This window comes from Anaerobiospirillum sp. NML120449, from assembly GCF_023051105.1.
Taxonomy (GTDB): Bacteria; Pseudomonadota; Gammaproteobacteria; order Enterobacterales; family Succinivibrionaceae; genus Anaerobiospirillum.
This window is the reverse complement of sequence record NZ_JALKIL010000004.1, coordinates 160576-181078: the sequence shown is the minus strand read 5'-3', so window position 1 is coordinate 181078 and position 20503 is coordinate 160576. Positions and strand designations below refer to the sequence as shown.

At 52.8% G+C, this 20503-nt stretch carries 12 protein-coding genes and 1 pseudogene; all 13 read right to left on the bottom strand.

The window, feature by feature from the left end:
• Positions 1-121: 121 nt before the first annotated feature.
• The 13 genes and pseudogenes from dxs to MXE41_RS02505 all read right to left on the bottom strand — a co-directional run bounded on the left by dxs (position 122) and on the right by MXE41_RS02505 (position 20038).
• Positions 122-2170, bottom strand: coding sequence for a 1-deoxy-D-xylulose-5-phosphate synthase (gene dxs, locus MXE41_RS02565; protein WP_247099241.1), 2049 nt, complete (start codon positions 2168-2170; stop codon positions 122-124).
• 743 nt (positions 2171-2913) lie between these two features.
• Complete coding sequence (locus MXE41_RS02560; RefSeq protein WP_247099240.1) at positions 2914-3867, bottom strand: polyprenyl synthetase family protein; 954 nt, start codon at positions 3865-3867, stop codon at positions 2914-2916.
• Positions 3868-4086: 219 nt separating this feature from the next.
• Positions 4087-4365, bottom strand: coding sequence for an exodeoxyribonuclease VII small subunit (gene xseB, locus MXE41_RS02555; RefSeq protein WP_246978095.1), 279 nt, complete (start codon positions 4363-4365; stop codon positions 4087-4089).
• Positions 4366-4812: 447 nt separating this feature from the next.
• Positions 4813-7191 carry a phenylalanine--tRNA ligase subunit beta gene (pheT, locus tag MXE41_RS02550; protein ID WP_247099239.1) on the bottom strand — a complete coding sequence of 793 codons (2379 nt, stop codon included), beginning with the start codon at positions 7189-7191 and terminating at the stop codon, positions 4813-4815.
• Between the two features lie 164 nt (positions 7192-7355).
• Positions 7356-8339: a phenylalanine--tRNA ligase subunit alpha gene (gene pheS / locus MXE41_RS02545; protein WP_246978093.1), complete on the bottom strand. Its 984-nt coding sequence runs from the start codon at positions 8337-8339 to the stop codon at positions 7356-7358.
• Between the two features lie 663 nt (positions 8340-9002).
• Positions 9003-9563, bottom strand: coding sequence for a DJ-1 family glyoxalase III (locus MXE41_RS02540; protein ID WP_246978715.1), 561 nt, complete (start codon positions 9561-9563; stop codon positions 9003-9005).
• Between the two features lie 398 nt (positions 9564-9961).
• Entirely contained in the window at positions 9962-11521 is a 1560-nt protein-coding gene (locus MXE41_RS13205; RefSeq protein ID WP_247099238.1) for an FtsX-like permease family protein, read from the bottom strand.
• Positions 11522-12134: 613 nt separating this feature from the next.
• A pseudogene (locus MXE41_RS02530) lies at positions 12135-12767 on the bottom strand (ABC transporter ATP-binding protein); the annotation flags it as partial.
• Positions 12768-12943: 176 nt separating this feature from the next.
• Positions 12944-14227 (bottom strand): FtsX-like permease family protein, encoded by a 1284-nt coding sequence (locus MXE41_RS02525; RefSeq protein WP_246978713.1) that lies wholly within the window; start codon positions 14225-14227, stop codon positions 12944-12946.
• 426 nt (positions 14228-14653) lie between these two features.
• Positions 14654-15514, bottom strand: a complete 861-nt coding sequence (locus MXE41_RS02520; RefSeq protein WP_246978712.1) for an aldo/keto reductase — start codon at positions 15512-15514, stop codon at positions 14654-14656.
• A 780-nt stretch (positions 15515-16294) separates the two neighbouring features.
• A complete protein-coding gene (gene thiI, locus MXE41_RS02515) occupies positions 16295-17761 on the bottom strand; it encodes a tRNA uracil 4-sulfurtransferase ThiI (protein ID WP_247074066.1) in 1467 nt (488 codons plus the stop codon).
• Positions 17762-18114: 353 nt separating this feature from the next.
• Positions 18115-18837, bottom strand: coding sequence for a peptidylprolyl isomerase (locus MXE41_RS13035; RefSeq protein ID WP_281503444.1), 723 nt, complete (start codon positions 18835-18837; stop codon positions 18115-18117).
• A gap of 340 nt (positions 18838-19177) precedes the next feature.
• Positions 19178-20038 carry a hypothetical protein gene (locus MXE41_RS02505; RefSeq protein WP_246978710.1) on the bottom strand — a complete coding sequence of 287 codons (861 nt, stop codon included), beginning with the start codon at positions 20036-20038 and terminating at the stop codon, positions 19178-19180.
• Between the last annotated feature and the right edge of the window lie 465 nt (positions 20039-20503).

Here is a 20503-nt window from a genome sequence, read left to right as displayed (position 1 = left end):
AGTCAGTTTATCCTGACTGCAAAAGCATAATGTCTAAGGCCCTCAATAGCAAGAGCCGGGCACTGGGCCCGGCTCATAAATCAAAGTACGCTGGCGCTGCTGGCCTGTGAGAGATCTGTTATTACAAAGTAGCAAAGACCTCACTTACACGTGCCCTTACTGCAGTCTCATCAAGTCCCTGCTCGGCGAGCAGCTGATTGCGATCACCCTCCATGACAAAGTTGTCACGAAGGCCGATGTTCACCACACGGGCCTTTGGAGCTGATCCCGGCATGGCAGCGACCAGAGCACCTATATGCTCACCTATGCCGCCCAGAATTGCACCCTCTTCAAAAGTTACCAGCAGGTCGTAGCTTTGTGCCAGACGCTCGATAAGTTTTGTATTGACAGGCTTGATAAAGCGCATGTCCAGCAGGGTAATGTCCTGCTCACGGGCAAAGTTCTCAAGGGTTTCAGCCATTGGGCCATAGACCAGCAGAGCTATATTCTTCTTTGAACCCATGGCGTCAGCAGCGCAGGTGTGCCCTGGATTCATAACCTCTTCATTGAGCTCGAAAAGCTCATAATGACAGGAACTGGTACCGGTGCTGTCAAGATCGGCTCTGACACGTTTGAGGGCGTTGGCAGAAAGGTTTCTTACTCTGGCCTGACCTGCAGGAATAATGCGCTCCAGGCTCAGACGCTCGCTCTTTACCTCACCATTTCTGTCGCTCAGGAAGCTCTCGCCATTGGCACGTGGATAACGAATCACAGCCGGATGGGCGTAATCATAGGCTGTATTGAGCATGTAGTAGAGTTCATGACGGGTACTTGGGGCCATAATCATCAGATTAGGCACAGTACGGGTATAGGCAATGTCATAAGATCCATTGTGAGTAGGACCGTCAGAACCTACCAGACCACCACGGTCAAGGCAGAGAATCATTGGCAGATCCTGAATCGCCATGTCGTGAATCAGGCCGTCATAGGCGCGCTGCATAAATGAGCTGTAGATATTGACCACAGGTCGCATGCCGCCAGCTGCAAGACCAGAAGCAAAGACCATGGCGTGCTGCTCGGCAATGGCCACATCAAAGAACTGATGAGGATACAGACGGGCAAACTCAGCAAGACCGGAACCAAGGCGCATGGCCGGAGTAACAGCCATAAGCTTGCGATCGGCTACAGCCTTGTCGCACATCCAGCGGCCAAAGGCAGCTGAGTAAGAGCAATCTTCGCTGCTGGCGCCCCTGGTAATACCCTCTTCAGGATTAAAAGCAGGTACACCGTGATAGCAGATTGGATCCTTTTCAGCAGGCTCATAGCCCTTGCCCTTCTTGGTAACCACATGCAGGAAAGTCAGTCCTGACATTTCCTTTACATTCTGCAGAATGCTCTCCAGTCTGGTGACATCATGACCGTCTACCGGACCAATGTAGTTAAAGCCAAATTCCTCGAACATGGTGCCAGGCATAATCATGCCCTTTACGTGCTCCTGAGCACGCATGGCAAAGTCTTTTACCGCAGGCAGCGACTTTAAGATGCGCTTGCCACCCTCGACCATCTTGACGTAATGAGGGCTGGAAATGACATGAGAGAGACTCTGGGCAACCACACCCACGTTTTCAGAAATACTCATCTCATTGTCATTGAGGATAACTGTAAGATCTACGTCCTTGAAGGTACCGGCGTGATTCATGGCCTCAAAGGCACAGCCTCCTGACAGAGCGCCATCACCGATAATAGCAACGACCTTGCGACGCTGATCCTTTGGCTTGTTGCGTTCGGCAACAGCCATACCAAGGGCAGAACCAATTGAAGTGGAAGCGTGACCTGTAGATAGAAGATCGTAAGGGGTTTCATTACGCCAGATGAAGGCGTGCAGCCCATTGTACTTACGTATAGTAGCCAGCTCATTGCGATGGCCGGTAAGGATTTTGTGCGGATAGGCCTGATGACCTACGTCCCATACCAGTATGTCGTGAGGGGTATCGTAAACATAGTGCAGGGCAACGGTCAGCTCCACCACACCAAGACCGGAGGCCAGGTGACCGGCAGTTTTACTGATTGTATCGATAATGCAGGAGCGTACCTCGTCGCACAGCAGCGGCAGGTCATCACGGGACAGGGCCCTGACATCAGCGGCATCGTTAATACTGCCTAAAAGTTTGTAAATCTCTGATTCTTCCACAAACGTTCAGAACCACCGCCATGACGGACAGATCCCTGAAAATGCAACACAGCTTCGGTATTACCTCAGGACCTGCTCAATCAGGCTGATGGTATTCCCCTCATAAATTTCTTACAGCAAAAAACATTTTTTGTGGACTGATCCCGAGAAAGGTCAATCACAGCGCCACGGCAGACGACAGTCTGTCCCCGATAACTCACAGGGGCAGCACCATTATGCCGGTATAAACCTTATAGACAGCCTGGCAGCTGTCTGCTTTCATGTAAATTCTTTAGATCCTGCACGGGTAAAGCAATAACAACTCATATCATGGTGCATGCTTAATGATCCGGCGCCCGCCCCACAGGAGGCTTACGGGCACGTGCCCATCAGCAGTGACAGGCACACTGAGGGCTTTAAAATCCAGGCATCAGCATCGGCATCAGGCCACGCCACGCCACCTGCAAGCGGTTGTGGCGCTTCCGCTTCCGCCAGCGCAGCCTCAGCTGCGTGAGCAGCACATGCGTCAGTGATTAATGATGCAGATGCATATGAAGATGCAGGTATTCAGTAAGCATATGACTGCCATGGGCATTGACTGACTGCCTCAGTCATCATCTGACAGTCATGGGCATTGACTGACTGCCTCAGTCAGCATCTGACTGCCTCGGTCATCATCTGACAGCCGGAGGCAGTAACAGACTGCCTAAGTGCGCGTCTGAATGATGACTGCTGCTGCCAGCTGTCATCTGACAGCAGACTGATCAGTGATCTCGTGTGACACAGAAATGAGCAAACTGGCTGAGGATATCGGTATCAACAGACAGCTTTTTGAGTACGGCCTGAGCTTCATCAGCAAGCTGCTTTGCATAGGCACGGGCAGCATCAAGGCCCATCAGGGTGACATAGGTGCTCTTTTCCAGGGACTCATCAGAGCCGGCATTCTTGCCCATGACAGCAGTATCGCCTGCCACATCGAGCACATCGTCCCATACCTGGAAAGCCAGACCAACTTTGCGGCCATACTCGGTCAGACACTCAAACTCCCTGTTCATATGGTTGGACTCAACCAGACCCACAGCAGAGGCAATGGCATCAGACTGACGGTTCTCCCATGCTTCCTGATAGCGGCCGGCCATAAAGCCCAGCTGTACCGCACAGGTAATCAGAGCGCCGGTCTTAAGAGAATGAAGCTTTTCAAGCTGATCCTGAGGCAGCTTTTTGTGCTCAGAGGCCAGATCGATAGCCTGACCGCCACACATGCCCTCAAAACCTGAGGCACGGGCAAGACAGGCGCACATGCGTCCTTTAACATCAGGAGCCAGACGGCAGTTGCTGTCGGTCAGCAGGTCAAAGGCCAGGGCCTGAAGGGTATCACCGGCCAGCAGCGCAGCAGCTGCGCCGTATTTGGCATGCACAGTAGGATGACCACGACGCAGCATGTCGTTGTCCATCTCCGGCATGTCATCATGAATCAGGGAGTAGGAGTGAATACACTCAATGGCTGCAGCCACATAATCCAGATCCTCCCATGAAGCACCGCAGGCTCTGCCTGAAGCATAGACCAGCAGCGGACGGGCACGCTTGCCCCCCAGAAGCAGGGCATATTCCATGGCTTCCTTAAGCTCGGCCGGCTCTGCAGGAAGACGGGCCAGACGTGCTTTGAGGCAGGCATCAACCCGGTGCTGAACTTTGCCAAAATACTCTAATAAATCCATGTCATGCTCACTTATCCGCAGCGCCAGCCCAATGGCGCGCAGCTGTTGCGAAGAATTTGGGTGTTTCAGTTTCCTCTGAGAACAGACCATGCAGTCATTTCCGGTTAAAACCGGGGCTGCTGCCAGCCCGCCTGAGGCGGGCTGGCCATGGCGGCCATATGTTCCTGCCTTATTACAGGTGCAGGCATGGACAGACATGTTTCTGTCCCGAGAGATACCTTACTGTACTGGTGGCTGATTCTGCATGCCGTCAGTCTTGATGGCGCTCTCGTCCTCATTGAGCTGATTCATGGCCTGCATGGCCTGCTGACGGACCAGAGTAACCTTGCGGCTCATTTCGTTCATGCTCTTGCGGCACTCGATGGCCAGATTCATACCCTCAGAGTAGCGGGCAATGGCCTCATCGATGGAAAGACTGGTGTCATTGAGTGAAGATACCAGCTGCTCGAGCTGTCTTAAGTTCTCATCAAGACTTTTTAAACCATTCTCGTTAGCCATTTACTGACTCCTTGTGGATTAACTTATTGCAGGTCCGCACTGAAATGGTCAGAGCGACTGCACACAGATATATGCCCCTTCCCCAATACAGGGATAACAGCACAGCTGTGCGCCTGGTGCACTGTAAGCATCAGCCTTAAGCGGCCATTTCGACTCTTATTATGGCAGTTTAAGGGTGAGGCTTTCAGACAGGCTGAACAGTTTTTATCTGATGACAAAATTAAGCAGCTGTACTGTTAACACCTCAGGTGTCATTCAGTACAGCTGCATGTCAAAGGCATCATAAATAACCGCCGGGCAGGTGATGCCACTCCGGCCTGCATACAGTCATCAGTCTGCTGCAGGTACCCGCAACACCATCAGGTTGCAGGTACGGTTCAGTATTCCGGCCATACAGCTTACATGATGCTGATACCACTTGGGAAAGGCCAGATGCTGAATTTGTGACTACTCACGTAAAGCAGCACCAAATTTGGTCTTAACAGCCTCAAGAATTCTGGCTACTACGCCATCAACCTCGGCATCTTCCAGAGTGTGGTCGTTGTCGTGGAGGGTCACGCCCAGAGCTATGGAGCGCTTGTCGCCCAGAGACTCGTTTTCAAAGACGTCAAAGATGGTGACATCAGTTACCAGAGCGCCACCCTGTGCTCTGATCTCGCCAGTCAGGGCTGCAGCTGGAACAGTCTTGTCCAGAACAAAGGCAAAGTCACGACGTACGGATGGGAACTTGGAGATGTCCTTGCTCAGTGGGATTACACGGGTGCTCAGAGCACTGCGCTCAATCTCAAATACAGCTACAGGAATCTTGAAGCCCAGAGCCTTCTGAGCCTGTGGGTGGAGCATACCAACTACACCAACGCGACGGCCGTCCAGGAAGAGATCAGCGCCCTGACCTGGGTGGAGGAACGGGCACTGGGTTGGCTGCCAGCTGTAGTCAGAGGCACGGGCAGTCAGAGCCAGCAGAGCCTCTACATCACCCTTGATGTCGAAGAAGTCTACATGACGGCCCTTCTGATTCCAGCACTCAGCCTCAGCATCACCAATAGCAATACCGGCAATCATAGGCTCCTGACGAACGCCGTTTTCAGCATCCTTATCCTGAATGTAGCTCAGACCAAGCTCGAACAGACGGACACGCTTCTGCTGACGGTTAACATTGTAACGGGCAGCAAGAGCAAGACCGGCCAGCAGAGTGGTACGCATTGCTGACATTTCTACGGAAATTGGAGTGGACAGTACCAGAGGCTCCAGATCATTAAAGACACTAAGGGTCTTTGGATCGGTAAAGGAGTAGGTAATGGCCTCCTGGAAACCTGTCTGTACCAGACTGCTGCGCAGAGCACGGTCCTTGAGAACCTCTTCACGCTCGGCACTCATTAACATGTCAGCAACAGGCATCTTGTTAGGAATGCTGTTGTAACCGTAGATACGTGCTACTTCTTCAATCAGATCCTCTTCAATTTCAATATCAAAGCGGAATGATGGAGCAGTAGTAGCAAAGCCGCCCTCAATGGCTACAGGGTTTAAGCCCAGGGTCTTGAGAATGCGCTCAACTTCCTCAGGGGCAATGGTGCAGCCAAGGATTCTGTTCAGGCGCTCAAGACGCAGAGTGATCTGATGATCGTTCTTGAGACGGGCCTCATCAACACACTCAACTACAGGACCTGGCTGACCGCCGGCAATGGCAATCAGAAGCTCAGTGGCACGCTCCATGGCGCGCATCTGCAGCTTAGGATCTACGCCACGCTCAAAGCGGTGGGAGGCATCGGTCTTAAGACCGTAGTGACGGGCACGGCCCTTGATTGCCAGTGGTGAGAAGAAAGCAGCCTCAAGGAAGACATCACGGGTCTCATCGTTAATACCGGAGCTTTCACCACCAAAGATACCGGCAAGGCCCAGAGGTCCCTTGTGGTCGGCAATAATCAGGGTCTTGTCAGTAAGGGTAACTTCCTCACCTGAGAGCAGTACCAGCTTCTCACCCTCACGGGCAAAACGTACCACAATGCCCTCATGCAGACGGTTGAGGTCAAAGGAGTGCAGTGGCTGACCGAGCTCAATCATGACGTAATTGGTTACGTCTACGATTGGAGATACGGAGCGGATACCGCAGCGGCGCAGCTTCTCGACCATCCATACCGGGCTGTGAGCCTTCTGGTTAACACCACGGATCACACGGCCAAGGTAACGAGGGCAGGCCTCGGTGTCTTCAACTTTCACCGGGTAAGTGTCGTCAATGACGGCAGCAACTGGAGCACACTCCAGATCCTTGAACTCACCACGGGTCAGCACGGCAACTTCGCGTGCAATACCACGGATGCTCAGGCAGTCAGGACGGTTGGTGGTCAGATCAACGTCGATGGTGTGATCGTTTAACTGCAGATAATCGTGCAGATCGGTGCCTACAGGTGCATCCTCAGGCAGCTCGATAATGCCGTCGGACTCATCGGCCATACCAAGCTCCTTGTAGGAACACAGCATGCCGTGAGACTCAACACCACGCAGTTTGGCATCCTTGATGGTAATACCTGGCAGGTGAGCTCCTACCTTGGAGCAGGCTACCTTAAGACCGGCACGGCAGTTGGCAGCACCGCAGACAATCTGCAGCAGCTCGCCGGTACCGGCATCGATTTTGGTAACGTGCAGGTGGTCAGAGTCAGGATGATCCTCACACTCTACAACCCTGGCAACAACCACGCCGTCAAATTCGGCACAGACACCCTCACAGGTATCAACTTCTAAACCGGCCATGGTAATGGCATCGGACATTTCCTGAGCGCTTAAGGAGTTGGCAACCCACTCATCGACCCAGCTTTTAGTGAACTTCATAATATTTCCCCTAAGCGGCCCGTACTGGCAGTTCACATCAGTCTCTTACTGACCCACAGCTGCGCTGTGCTGCTGGTGAACACTGCTCTTAAACGGGGAGCTTAGCTATAAGTTATTGGTTATCTTAGCGGCCCCTGAGGGCCATACTGACCTGGACGCTGAAATCAGGCAAACTGCTTTAAGAAACGCAGATCGTTTTCAAAGAAGGCACGCAGATCCTTTACGCCGTAACGCAGCATGGTCAGACGCTCGATACCCATACCAAAAGCAAAGCCGTTATACTCTTCAGGATCGATGCCTACATTGCGCAGTACATTAGGGTGGACCATACCGCAGCCTAAAACTTCCAGCCACTTGCCGCCTTTGCGACGTACGTCTACTTCAGCTGATGGCTCAGTGAACGGGAAGTAGGATGGACGGAAACGAACCTCAAGCTCCTCTTCAAAGAACTTCTGCAGGAACTCGTAGATAGTGCCCTTAAGGTCAGCAAAGGAAACATTCCTGTCCACATACAGACCTTCGATCTGATGGAACATAGGGGTGTGGGTCATATCGTAGTCATTACGATATACACGGCCTGGAGAAATAATACGGATTGGAGGAGCCTTCTTCTCCATGGTGCGAATCTGTACAGAGGAGGTCTGTGAACGCAGCAGCAGGCCGTTAGGGAACATGAAGGTGTCATGACTGTCACGGGCCGGATGGTGTGGAGGCAGATTGAGGGCGTCGAAATTGTGGTAGTCGTCCTCAATTTCAGGACCGGAGGCTACCTCATAACCCATGGAGGCAAAGAGCTCGGTAAGACGCTCAACAGTGCGGGTTACAGGGTGTAAGGTACCGGTGTCGCGGTGACGGCCAGGCAGAGTAATATCAACCTTTTCGCTGGCAAGACGGGCATCCATGGCTGCCTTTTCCAGCTCGGCACGACGCTGCTCAATGGCGGCAACTACTTCCTGCTTGGCTTCGTTGATGATGGCACCGCGCTGTGGACGCTCAGAGGCATCAAGCTGGGCCAGTTCTTTCATAAACTCTGCAAACAGGCCTTTTTTGCCTAAATAATTGACTCGAACCGCATCCAGATCCTGAAGATTCTGGACACCCTGAGCGGCGGCTATGCCATCCTGCTTAGCCTGAACTAGCTTATCCATTAACAAAAACCGTTTAAATAACTGACAAAAGAACTTAAGTTTAAGCCTGGCCTCAGTGCAGCTGTGCTTTCTAAGGGCATGCTTAAACTCAAGCATTAGGTGCCCGTAACAGAGGCTGGTGTGCGACCAGAAAAGATCGCTTCAGGGGCCATAACGCCCCTGAATAAGCCATTGATTATCGCATATGTCCACGGGTTGCGCAAAAATGCCCCTCCCATGTGCCAAAGCCCTACCGGCCTCGGGCAGCTGCCAGTAAACAGCGCCCGCCCAGTCACCCCTTTCAGGCAAAACAGGCCTGCCGCCCCCCTGCCGCCCCCTGCCCCACGCAGGTTGCGCGCAGGTTGCGCGCCTGTCGCACGGCTGCAGCACACAGGTTGCGCGCAGGCTGCGCGCAGACTGTGCTGCTGCCGCGCCCTTTGCTGGTCAGGGCATAGTCCGTAAGCGCAAATTGCAACCCTCAGTACCGCTCGCCTGTGCTTATATCAGGCATAAAAAAACCCCGAATCGCTCAGATTCAGGGCTTTTTTGAATGACAAGGGCAGGAGTCATTGAGCGCAAGTGCGCTCATACAGATCTGCCTTGCCTGTGGAGGTGACAGGTACTGCCGCCTTGCAGTCTTAAACCTTAAGCAAGGGTTGCTGGCGGTCTGTCAGCTCTGGACTGCTATTCGTCCTTGAAAAGCATGCCGGTCTTAACCTGCTCTACTACGTCAAATGGTACCAGAGCCTCAAGGCAGGCAAGACCAAACTCGATGGACAGAGCTGGGCCCTTGCCGGTTACCAGCTTGTATTCCTTGTCGATGCAGGTATTGGTGTTGGTGTAGTGCTTGATGCTGTCACAGCAGCCAGGGTAGCCGGTAGCTCTGGCTTCACCTACCAGATCATGCTTTGCAAGCACAAAGCCTGGGGCAGCACAGATAGCGCCGATGTAACGGCCGGCAGCCTTCTGCTCCTTGAGCATGGTGATAAGAGGAGCACAGTCGGCGCAGTTTTTGGAGCCGTCCAGACCGCCTGGGATAACGATCATGTCGTAGACGTCATTGCACTCGGAGATGTGCTTGTCACAGACTATTTTCATGCCGTGTGACAGGGTGACTTCACGTGAGCCGTCTGCAGTAATTGCAGCACGGGTAACCTTTACACCACCGCGATCCAGAATAGAAGCGACACTGGTAGCCTCCATGTCTTCGGAGCCATTAGCAAAAGCAATTAAAGCGCTAACCATTATTAAAAACCTCGTAGTTTTGTCAGAACAAAAGCCTGATGATAGTCATGGAGTGACATTGTGAATCTGTGCATGTAAAAACGCAAAAACTCCGTGCTTTTTCTCTGATCCAGCTAGCAAAAACAGTACTTACAGGCGATAAATGCGGCTCCGTGCCCCACAGGTGTGCTCCTAAAAGGCACACTGTTTACTTCGTGGCCCTGCCCGGGCTGCGCTACAGCAGCACGCCCAGGCGGCGCCACGGCAGCGCGCCCCTTGCATGGCGCAAAGCGCCCTGCACGGTTCCAGGCTGACTGACGGTCCATTTCCTGATGCCGGAAACACAAAGGCCGCCCTGAAGACAGGACGGCCTTTGTGCCATGGTGCTGCAAGGCAGCACCTGATTATGCCTGGCGCGGCTAGAGGTTTAACTCCTGGGCCGGCTTGACCCTTGAGGCGCGCAGCGCTGGATAAAGTGAAGCTGCCAGACTCATCAGCACTGATGAGGCCAGAACAAAGGCCGCATCCCACACTGACAGCTGACATGGAATGAAGTTGATGAAATAGACATCCTGGTTGAGCAGGTCAAAGCCAAACCAGTCACGGAATGACTGGGTAAATGGAGTGAGCACCAGCGAGAGCAGCAGACCGGGAATAAACCCTATAAGAGCTCCCTGGCCACCAGAGAGCATGCCCATGATGGAGAAGGTACGCACAATATGACGCGGCTTCATGCCCATGGTCAGCAGGATGGCAATTTCACGGCGCTTTTCAGCAACCATCAGCAGAAGATTGGACACGATATTAAAACAGGCCACTGCCAGTACCAGGAACATGGCTATGTACATGATCTGACGTACCATTTGAATATCGTGATAGAGCTTGCCCTGGGAGCCCATCCAGGTTACCAGGAAAGCACTCTCTCTGATGCGGCCATTGGTAGCATTGAAAACAATGGTATTGGTCTGCTGATAGTCAACTGTCTTAATGTGAATGGAGTTGGGACCTGCAAGTCCTGTCATCTCCTTAAGATCAGCAAAGTTCATCAGTGCCACCGAGCTGTCCATCTGACCGCCGATGTGAATAATACCGGCAATCAGCACCTTGTGCTTGTCCGGATTTTTTAGCGTGCGGCTGACTGAAGCATCAGCTCCAGTATCGCTGTTATCAAGAGTAACCACGGCGACCACATCACCAGGACCTGCTCCCAGCTTGCGGGCAATACCGGCACCAATAATCATGCGCGGCAGACGCTGCTCCTCAGCATCGGGCATGGCAGTAAGATACCTGCCTGATCCCAGGGTATCACCATAGGCCTCAGAGCCTGCAGCGGCAGCACGTTGCTGAGCAATTGCATTTACCGCAGCATCATCAAGAGCCTGACTGCCAGCGCTGTTCCCGCCAGCAGCATCTGCAGCTGCAGCAGCCTGCCCGGTGGCGCCGCCAGCTGCGGCGCTGTCAGCACCTTCGGCTGAAAGAGCAGTGGCCAGCAGACCTTCATCCCCTGGAGCTGCCGGCAGGGCACAGCTGTCCTTAAGCTCAGGGAAGCGATTGCGGTCCAAACACTCAAGGCCGATGTTGATAAAGCGGGCAATATCGATAACCTTGCTTTCTCTAACCGGATCGATACCTGCAATTACCAGCGGTGCAAAGGCGCGGTTGGCTGAAATAATGGCTTTTTGCTCAATGGCCTGAGAGGTGGCCACAATGCCCTTATCTTCAAGGAGCAGCCTTTCAATTTCAGCGGCATTTTCAAAACTGGAGCGTGAGCTGTTGAGCTGAGCAGAAGGGATGATTGAGAGCACACGGTTCTCAAGCTCATACTCAAAGCCATTCATTACCGACAGACCGATAATGGCGGCAAACACACCAATGGCTATGCCACAGGTAGAAGCAAAGGAAATAAAGCGGGTAAGGCCTGCCTTGCGTCTTGAGCGGACAAAACGCAGTGCCATCTTAAACCCTAAATTATCTGCCACTTGAACCTCCGGCCATCCTGGCCATGTCTTACTGCCTGTTATTTAGCGACTGTCAGTCATTGTTACGGTCAAAAATCACAGCCTTGCATTCCTGCTGAGCAGCCCCTGCGCCCTTATCAGCCCTGTCAGCGCCGCAGCCTGCAGCTGCAGCGTCACTGCCAGCGGCTGCGGCGCCACTGCCGACCTCTTCGCGGCTTTCGCGTCGGGCGTCAGCCTGCTCACGCAGACGTGAACCTGTTGCATTGGATTCTTCCTGAGGAATGCGGTAACTGCCTACAGTGGTGCTGAATGCTGCGGCCTGAGAAGACTGTGAGCTCTCTGAATCATGGCGCGCAAGTTCAGCTGCACTGGCGCTGTCAGCACTCTGTGCATCTGCTCTGGCACCTGCTACTGCAGCCGTACCTGTACCTGCACTTTCAGTGCTGTCTGCCATACCTGATGCTGAGGCGCCGGCTGCTGCCGGGTTGGTGGAGATATTGTGCAGACGCTGCATGACCATGTCCTTGTAAGAGGTATGCAGATCAAGCTTATGACTGTCGAGCATGATGCTCTCTTCAGCTCTGAAGGTACCGCGTTCGATAATGCCACTGGTCATTTCAAAAACATTGTCGCAACGGGCAGCCAGTGAGGTGTCATGAGTAACCATGACCACGGCTGCTGACTCATCACGCACCAGCTCACGGAAGAGATCAAAAACCATGGCGGCATTGGTCTCATCAAGATTTCCTGTAGGCTCGTCAGCCAGAATCAGCTCAGGGGAGTAGGCAAGAGCACGGGCAATGGCCACACGCTGGCGCTCACCACCTGACATCTCTGCTGGCAGCTTGCCACCCTTGTCAGCAAGACCTACGCGCTCAAGCAGATAATCGGCTCTGCTGGCGGCCAGCTGGCGGGCAATGCCGTCAATAAGCAGCGGCATCATGATGTTTTCACGTGCTGTAAAGTCGCCCAGCAGATGATGGAACTGGTAGACAAAGCCCAGATGACGGTTGCGGAAAACAGCCTTGTCGCGGGCTGAAAGACTGATGATATCAGTATCGTAAAAGACGATTTCGCCCTTATCAGGTGAGTCCAGAGTGCCCAGAATATGAAGCAGGGTGCTCTTGCCTGAACCTGACTTGCCCACTATGGCAGTCATTTTTGAGGCTTCAATATCGAGGTCAACACCCTTTAACACAGGAGTTCTGATGGCACCTTCACTGTAGGCATGCTCGATACCACGACCCTTGAGTAAAATTTTATGCATCACTATTTCCTGAAAAAAACTCAGAACACCAAATCATGACCTGAGGGTCAGTTCCCCGTGCCGCCAGCACGGCATGCCTGGCGACAGGGCCGGCACTGCCATGGCAGGCCGCGCCGGCTGGCACCGCGCACAGCGCGCTGCGCTGCCCTCATTGAACCTCTGGCGGCTGCCTGGCCCTAGGATGAAGTCAGGGCGCGGGCCGGGTCAGAGCGGCTTGCGTACATGGCCGGATATATGGTGCACAGCAAGGAGACGCCCAGGCACAGGGCTACGATAATGGAGATATTGCCCGCATCAATGTAAACCGGCAGACGCTCGGACATAATGCTGATACCAATGACATTGAGCATATCCTGGGCATTAAGAGCCAGAGGTATGCCCAGCGCCAGACCGGCAATGGAGCCCACAATACTTGCAGACATGCCGACCAGCAGGAATACGGCCAGCAGGCGGCCATTGCTCATGCCCAGAGTTTTGAGAATGGCAATCTCACTGACACGGGAGCTGACCACCATGGTCAGGGAAGACAGAATGTTAAAGGCTGCAACCAGCACAATAAGACAGAGCATGATGGACATGGAAATTCGTTCAAGACCTACGGCCTTGAAGAAGTCGCCATAGCGGCTGCGCCAGTCTGTGTACTGATACTTGCCGTCCAGCTGGGAGGTCACGGCCTCAACCATGAAAGGATCACGCAGGAACAGACGGTAGTAATTCTCCTCGCCTTTAACGCGGAAGAACTTTCTGACATCGTCATAATGACCAATAACAATAGGAGACTGGGACTTGTCCAGAGAGTTGATAATATCAACCACAGAGAAATTGCGCTGTACCGGAGTCAGACCAAAAGGGGTATAGCGGGCATTGCGGGTGCTGATAAGACGGACCTTGCTGTTATCCACAAGATCCAGATTGAGCTCCAGTACGGTGCTGTAGTTGACGGCCAGCTGATAGCGGCCAGGGACAAATTCATACTGGGATCCGTAGTGATAGCCTGCCCTGTCGGTTTCAGGCATTTTGATACGGTACTGAAGATGATCAATATCATCGTGGGAAGAGGCGGCGCGGCGCGAGCTCAGACCTATTTCACCTGCATAGCCGTGGCTGATGTACAGAGAGTCTGTACGCTCACCCTGAAGGGTTACCATGGAAATGTTGCTGCCGTGCTGGAGCATGGCCTCGCCTTCAATAAAAGGGACCAGAGCATTAACGCCCCTGATATTGAGCAGATAGGGAATGTCACTGCTGTTGGCTCTGACCACCACATGAGGACAGTCACCAAGTATGCTTTCCTTGAGACGTTCCTGCAGGCCCTGCATGATGGAGCTGACCACTACCAGTGCACATACACCAATGGCTATGCCCAGAGTAGCAAGGGCAGCAACAAAGGTGGCAAAGCGCTGCTTCTTCGATCCTCTGATATAGCGCAGAGCGATGAAAAGCACTGAGTTGTTCAGCATAAACTCTATATCCTGTTAATTGCTCTGACCACAGACCGGCAGTGGCATGATGCTGTAATTACCAGACAGCTGATGACAGTACAGCATATGAGGACTTGCAGTCATATGCTGTTGTTACAAACATTGAAATGAACAAAAATAAAAACGGCTGTCTCACGGTCCGCCCCGCTCAGCCAGTCACGGCATAAGGCACACCATTCGCCCCGCCCAACCAGTCTCGGCATAAGGCACGGCTTCCGCCCCGCCCAGCCAGTCACGGCATCAGTCCGGCACAGGGCAGGGAATCAGCCCCGGGGCAGAGTTAATACAGACGCATTAGCCACAGATATGCTCCTGCAGATTGCATAAGGCAGAAATGGCGAACGTAAGAAACTTATTATTCTATATCGACTGAGGCCGGTGCAGAACTTAAAATCCGGATTTTTTTCAGCTTTGCTTACTTCCAGGTACAAAATCGGCCAGAGCCTGGACAAATTCCGGATCCTGATGATTGCAAAAGACACTGTTGCGGGTATCAAGCGACTGAATCAGCCCCATTTCTGATCGGGTAAGCTCAAAATCAAAGATATTGATGTTTTCTTCCATGCGGTTGAGGTGACTGGACTTGGGAATGGCAATAATGCCGCTCTGAATTAAAAAACGCAAAGCCACCTGAGCCACACTTTTGTCATGACGTGCTCCTATTTTGGAAAGCACAGGATTGGCAAAGAAGTTGTTCATGCCCTCGGCAAATGGGCCCCATGATTCAAGCTGTACCTTAAAGCGGTCCAGATAGGGACGCAGGGCGGTCTGCTGCTGAAAGACATGAGTTTCCATCTGATTGATCTGCGGTTTGACGTCCACAAAGTTGCAAAGATCAACAAGGCGGTCAGCATAGAAGTTAGAGACGCCTATGGCGCGGCATTTACCCTGCTTGAGCGCCTTTTCAAGAGCTCTCCAGGTGCCGTAATAATCGCCAAAAGGCTGGTGAATGAGCATAAGGTCGATGTAGTCGGTGCCAAGGCGGCGCAGGCTGTCCTCAAGAGAGAGCATGGCCTTTTGCTCTCCGCTGTTGGAGACCCAGATTTTGGAGGTCAGAAAGATCTCATCACGGGGCACTTCAGAGGCCTTTACAGCTTTTCCTACCGACTCTTCATTGTTGTAGGCCTGGGCAGTATCAATCAGACGGTAGCCAACAGAAAGAGCATTGAGCACAACCTGCTCACATTCATTCTCATCGTGAAGCTGAAAAACACCAAAGCCCAGGGCCGGCATTTTAACGTTGTTGTTAAGAACGATGTTATGCATTGTTTCTCCCCGTTACTCATTACCCGTTGACCAAAAACAAAACAATCTCCGCCCGCCCCATCACGGCATCACCACCATATGCAGCTGATGTGCTGCAACAGGTGGCAGCTCCCCGGCCGGGCTGGTGCCCGAGGCTGCTGCACACACATGCACAGCGCTCTCTGGCCACATGGTACACAGCCGCATTGACCACTGGCCGTGCGGCACAAATCCTGAGTCATGAATTTATTGACTGAGTTGATAACCTGCTGCGTTTATCTGAAGGCACTGACGCAGCCTGTATGTACTTACCTTGGGGGCTGCCGGCAAAAAAGCAGCATACGCTGCTGCCCAACAGTGCCGGGCATGCCCTCTTGCCCGTCCAGCAAAGCACAGAAAGCCCGGCAAAGAAGTTCAACTGACTGTCGGGGGCTGAATACAACAGCAGCACAGGCCTCATATGCTGTATGCAGATCATGCTACGTACTGTTTTGTGGGTGTCCGCACTGACAGTCTGACCACAGAAATTGGGCCCGGCCCATACAATAAGGCCGGGCTCCCTGTGAGTATACGGGATCCCGGCCTTATTTTTCACTACAGGCGTCACTGTTGGACATACAGACAGGCGTCACAGTCATACTGTCTCAGCCCCTGGACATTGGTCTGCTCCTGCTCTGGGTATTTGTTTGCCCCTGGTCTGGGCCTGGGTCTGCTCATCGGCCAGGAGGACGACAGCGCTGCCGCCAGCAAGCGCTGCTGCGCAGACTCAGATGCTGACGCTGGCATGGCCAGTGGCCGTCATCAACTGTGCTCAGGGCGCCATACCTTGACGTTGTGATAGCCCTTTTCCTTGAGCTCACGTGCCTGCATCAGGCTCATCACGCCCTGATCGCAGTACAGGGCATAGGTCTTGATGTCATCGAGCTTTTCAAACTCTGAGGCCACTTTGTAAAAAGGAATGGTGATTACCGGATTGGCGAGATCCTTTAAAGGATTGCGATCGGCATCATCAGGTGAGCGCACGTCAATTACCACATCGCTGAAAGCAAGAGTGCTGACAGTTTCAACCTCGACCTCAAGGCGGCTGGTGTTTTCAGGGATTTCCTTGATTTCAAGCATGGAGGAACGCTCAAGAGCATCCTCAATCAGGCCGCTTTCCATCTTTGCCTCTTCCTCTTCGACGAAAGAGCGCTCCGGACAGACATTAGGGTGATCGGAAATAACACCACAGTACTCAGGCATGCTCTCGGCAAAGCCGGCAGTGCCGATTTCCCAGGCCTTGTCGACAATATCCTGCTTGTCCTCCATAACCAGAGGACGCAGGATCATGGTGTCAGAGACAGCATCAATGTGGCTTAAGTTGGTCACTGTCTGTGAGGACACCTGACCGACACTTTCACCTGTCACCAGGGCCTCAGCCTTGAGACGGGCAGCTACGGCAGAGGCCACACGCACCATCATGCGCTTGAGGATAACTCCGCGTACACCATGGTGAGTGCGCTCAAGAATCTGACCTACAATTTTTTCAAAAGGTACGGTGATAAAGCGCACCTTGTGAGAGGCAGCAAAGCGATCCCAGATAAAGTAGGCCTCACGCTTTACCCCCAGCTCATGGGCAGTACCACCCATGTTGAAGAATACGTAGTGGACCTTCATACCACGGTGAATGGCCTTGTAGGTGGAGACACCACTGTCAAAGCCGCCTGAAAGCAGACTCAGAGCCACGCCCTGAGTACCTACAGGATATCCGCCCAGACCCTGGTGACGGCTTGTGACCACATAGGCCAGATCCTGATCAATCTCAATGGTGATTTTGACATCAGGATTATCAAGGGACACACCGTTGTTGGGATACTTCTGACGGAACATGCCGCCAATCATGCGCTCGGCCTGCTGAGAGGTAAAAGAGTGGCTGCCACGACGACGGACGCGCACGGCAAAGGTTTTGCCCTCGATTTCAGGACCGTAAATAGGACCGGCTACAGCAAAGATGTCATCAAAGTTCTCAAAGCGGAACTCCTTGACCTCAAGGAAAGAGTGAATGCCAGGAATACGTGACAGCTCACGTACGGCCATGGCACGGGTCTTGTCAGAATCATCCTCACCCACATTAACTATGAGCTTGTCCCACTGAGGAAGAACCTTGATTGTAAAGCCATGATGACCGGCAACATTAAAGAGGTTCTGAGTCAGAACCTTGATAAGACGGTTACGTACCGGACGGCTTTTGATGGAGATTTCAGGAAAGAGTCGGAGAATGAACTTCATAATTACTGGCGCCATACCTGATCTGCAGCTCACAGGCAGCACCCACCTCCATTTAAAAACTGGTTAAACAAGTTCTTCTCACCTAAGAGAAGCGTCATTATGCGGGCATCAGCAATGCAGGGCAGAGCAGCCAGTGCCATGGGCAAGGCCCAGGACAGGCCCAGGGCACTTGCGCCCCGGGGCTGGACGGCCCCTGGCCTGGCCCATTTGCCATAAGCGGCTGCACAGGGTGAAAACTACAGAGCCCTCCGGCATGTTAACTGCCAGGAGGGCCCTGCATTGCTGATAAACATCGCCCTGGTTAAAAAACAGGTCGATAGTTTAGCACTTTTTAAGGAAAAAGAGATTGAGCTTTAGCCGTGACAGCCGCAGCCACCGTGGCCATGGCCGTGACCGCCGCCACAGCAGCCGCCGTGCTCTTCCTTCTCCTCAGCGCTGTCGTGGCAGCCGCAACCGCCGTGGCCGTGACCATGGCCGCCGCCACAGCACTCGTGCTCCTCTTCGTAAGGATCGTGGCAGCCGCAGCCACCGCCGTGACCGTGGCCATGACCGCCGCCGCAGCAACCGCCACCGCCGCCACAGCAGCCGCCGTGAGCCTCAGATGGGCATACACCGTTCTCATGAGCGTGGCCGTGAGCGATTTCCTCATCGGTAGCCTCACGTACGTCCTCAACAACGATCATGAAGTTTAAGGTCTTGCCGGCTAATGGGTGGTTACCGTCAACAACAACCTTGTCATCGTTGATTTCCTTGATAACTACCAGACGAGGACCGGCAGAGGTGTCGGCCTCAAAGGCATTACCAACCTGAATTGGGAAATCGCCGAACATGGAGCGGTCGATGCTCTGAACAAGGCCGTCCATGAACTCACCAAAAGCCTCCTCAGGCTTGAGCTTTAAAGTGAACTCATCACCTTTCTCATGACCTACCAGACCCTTGTCCATGCCTGGAACCAGGTATTCCTGGCCAATCAGGGCAACCACTGGCTGCTTGGGATCGGTACGGCCGACAACCTGGTCGGTCTCATCAGTAACTACATAAGAAACAGTAACAACGGTATTTTTAGCGATCTTCATCGTATATGCCTTGCTCACCTAAATCAAAAAAAGCCAGTTAAAGCTGACAGTGAGATTATACACCAGCGGGCAACTTCGGTTAGCCAGTTGCAACAGCCTTATCAGCTAAGTGGCCTGTTATGGTCATTCATACCGTGAGCACACTCCCGCACCTTACAGTCAAAATGGCGTATTTACGCGCTGTACAGATAAAAAAAGCCCGCACATAGGCGGGCTAATTTGCGATTTTGAATCAAAAATTGTATCAAGTGTCAGCCCTGAGAAGCATGCTGTCCTGCAACATGGCTGCCCGGCTGCGCCGCGCCGCACTGTGCGCCTTGCACATAAGTGCATAATGTACTTACTGGGCGGCCAGGCTTGACTGATCGGCAGCAGCGTTATCGTTGCTGGTAACGGCCTTGACCTCGGAGTTTAGAGTAGCAATACGCTCGGCAATAACAGTGTCCATGAAGCACTTTTCAGCAATTACACCCTTGCTGTCAAAGGCCATATACTCGCCACGGGAGCTGACGACGAATTTGGCGCATGGATCCTTGAGCTGCTTGCCTCTTGCGGTGAGGGTAATAGTAAAGTTGTCAGGACCGGCCACGATTTTGGCGTTGTAATAAGGTCTTACCTTATTGGAGAAAGTAAAACGGCAGTCCTTGAATCCGGCATTGATATCGCCACAGGAAGAAAGGAAAGCAGCACCGTCAGAAAGCTCTGACAGAGCCTGGCGACGTACGGCCATGGTGGCCTTGTCTACCTCAGGCTCACTGCCTGAAAAACCAAACAGAGACCAGGACTCATCCTGACCTGATGCCTGACCACCGGAACCCTGAGCAGCACCGTTACCGGCGCCACTGGCAGCAAGGTCGAGCTGACCTGCAATATTGTTACCGCCATTGTGCAGAGAACCTGCTGCAGAGCTGCCATTAGGAACACGATCAAAGGCTTCAAAAGTGCCTGTTGTCTGGTTTTTGCTGTCAGCAATTATTACTGCGCCACCCTGACTACCTGGATCATTTTTTGCACTGTCCTTGAGGCCCACGTGAGCTATCAGCGACAGGGCAAACATTGCCAGCATGCTGGCACGCAGATAGGAACGGGATCCGTCAGCGTTATACAGCGGACTGAATCCGTATTTGCGATACAGCTCTGCTCCTGACTCTGTCAAAGTTTTGATGTTCTGGGAGAGCAGCTGCTCGAACCTGGTGGACATATATGTTCATCCTGAATAAATCAAGCGCATCTGACCTGCGCTAATACTCCAAAGGCCAACAGACGGTGGCCAGTCCACAGATGTGCGTAAGCTCCCTGCTGCCTGAACGGCAGAGGCACATAGAGCATGACGTCTGAGGACCTGTCAGATTACCCCGTATCACAGACAGGGTGTGAGGCAGTGTGAGATGGAAGGTACTGTTATCAGCCACGAAATGGCTTGCAGTAAGCCATAATTACCTTTTTTAAGGACCAAAACAAAGAAATGGCGCCACATCTGCACGAGTTCAGTTACTAACTGAGGAAAATGCCTTATTTAATAAGTATAGTAAAGTATTTTAGCCTGGAAAACGTTATCACGCCATTGATTTTGCCTGATTACGTGCCTTATACACATCTAGGAAATTCCGCTCAGGCCTTTATTTATCTCAATTCAGATCTGAATTTTTTATCCAGAATAAAACAG

What these genes read in the sequence shown, in the direction of transcription:
- MXE41_RS02505 (WP_246978710.1), bottom strand. Translation starts at nt 20,038, where the DNA reads ATGTCCACCAGGTTCGAGCAGCTGCTCTCCCAGAACATCAAAACTTTG.
- MXE41_RS02540 (WP_246978715.1), bottom strand. Translation starts at nt 9,563, where the DNA reads ATGGTTAGCGCTTTAATTGCTTTTGCTAATGGCTCCGAAGACATGGAG.
- thiI (WP_247074066.1), bottom strand. Translation starts at nt 17,761, where the DNA reads ATGAAGTTCATTCTCCGACTCTTTCCTGAAATCTCCATCAAAAGCCGT.
- MXE41_RS13035 (WP_281503444.1), bottom strand. Translation starts at nt 18,837, where the DNA reads ATGAAGATCGCTAAAAATACCGTTGTTACTGTTTCTTATGTAGTTACT.
- xseB (WP_246978095.1), bottom strand. Translation starts at nt 4,365, where the DNA reads ATGGCTAACGAGAATGGTTTAAAAAGTCTTGATGAGAACTTAAGACAG.
- MXE41_RS02560 (WP_247099240.1), bottom strand. Translation starts at nt 3,867, where the DNA reads ATGGATTTATTAGAGTATTTTGGCAAAGTTCAGCACCGGGTTGATGCC.
- MXE41_RS02520 (WP_246978712.1), bottom strand. Translation starts at nt 15,514, where the DNA reads ATGCATAACATCGTTCTTAACAACAACGTTAAAATGCCGGCCCTGGGC.
- pheS (WP_246978093.1), bottom strand. Translation starts at nt 8,339, where the DNA reads ATGGATAAGCTAGTTCAGGCTAAGCAGGATGGCATAGCCGCCGCTCAG.
- MXE41_RS02525 (WP_246978713.1), bottom strand. Translation starts at nt 14,227, where the DNA reads ATGCTGAACAACTCAGTGCTTTTCATCGCTCTGCGCTATATCAGAGGA.
- pheT (WP_247099239.1), bottom strand. Translation starts at nt 7,191, where the DNA reads ATGAAGTTCACTAAAAGCTGGGTCGATGAGTGGGTTGCCAACTCCTTA.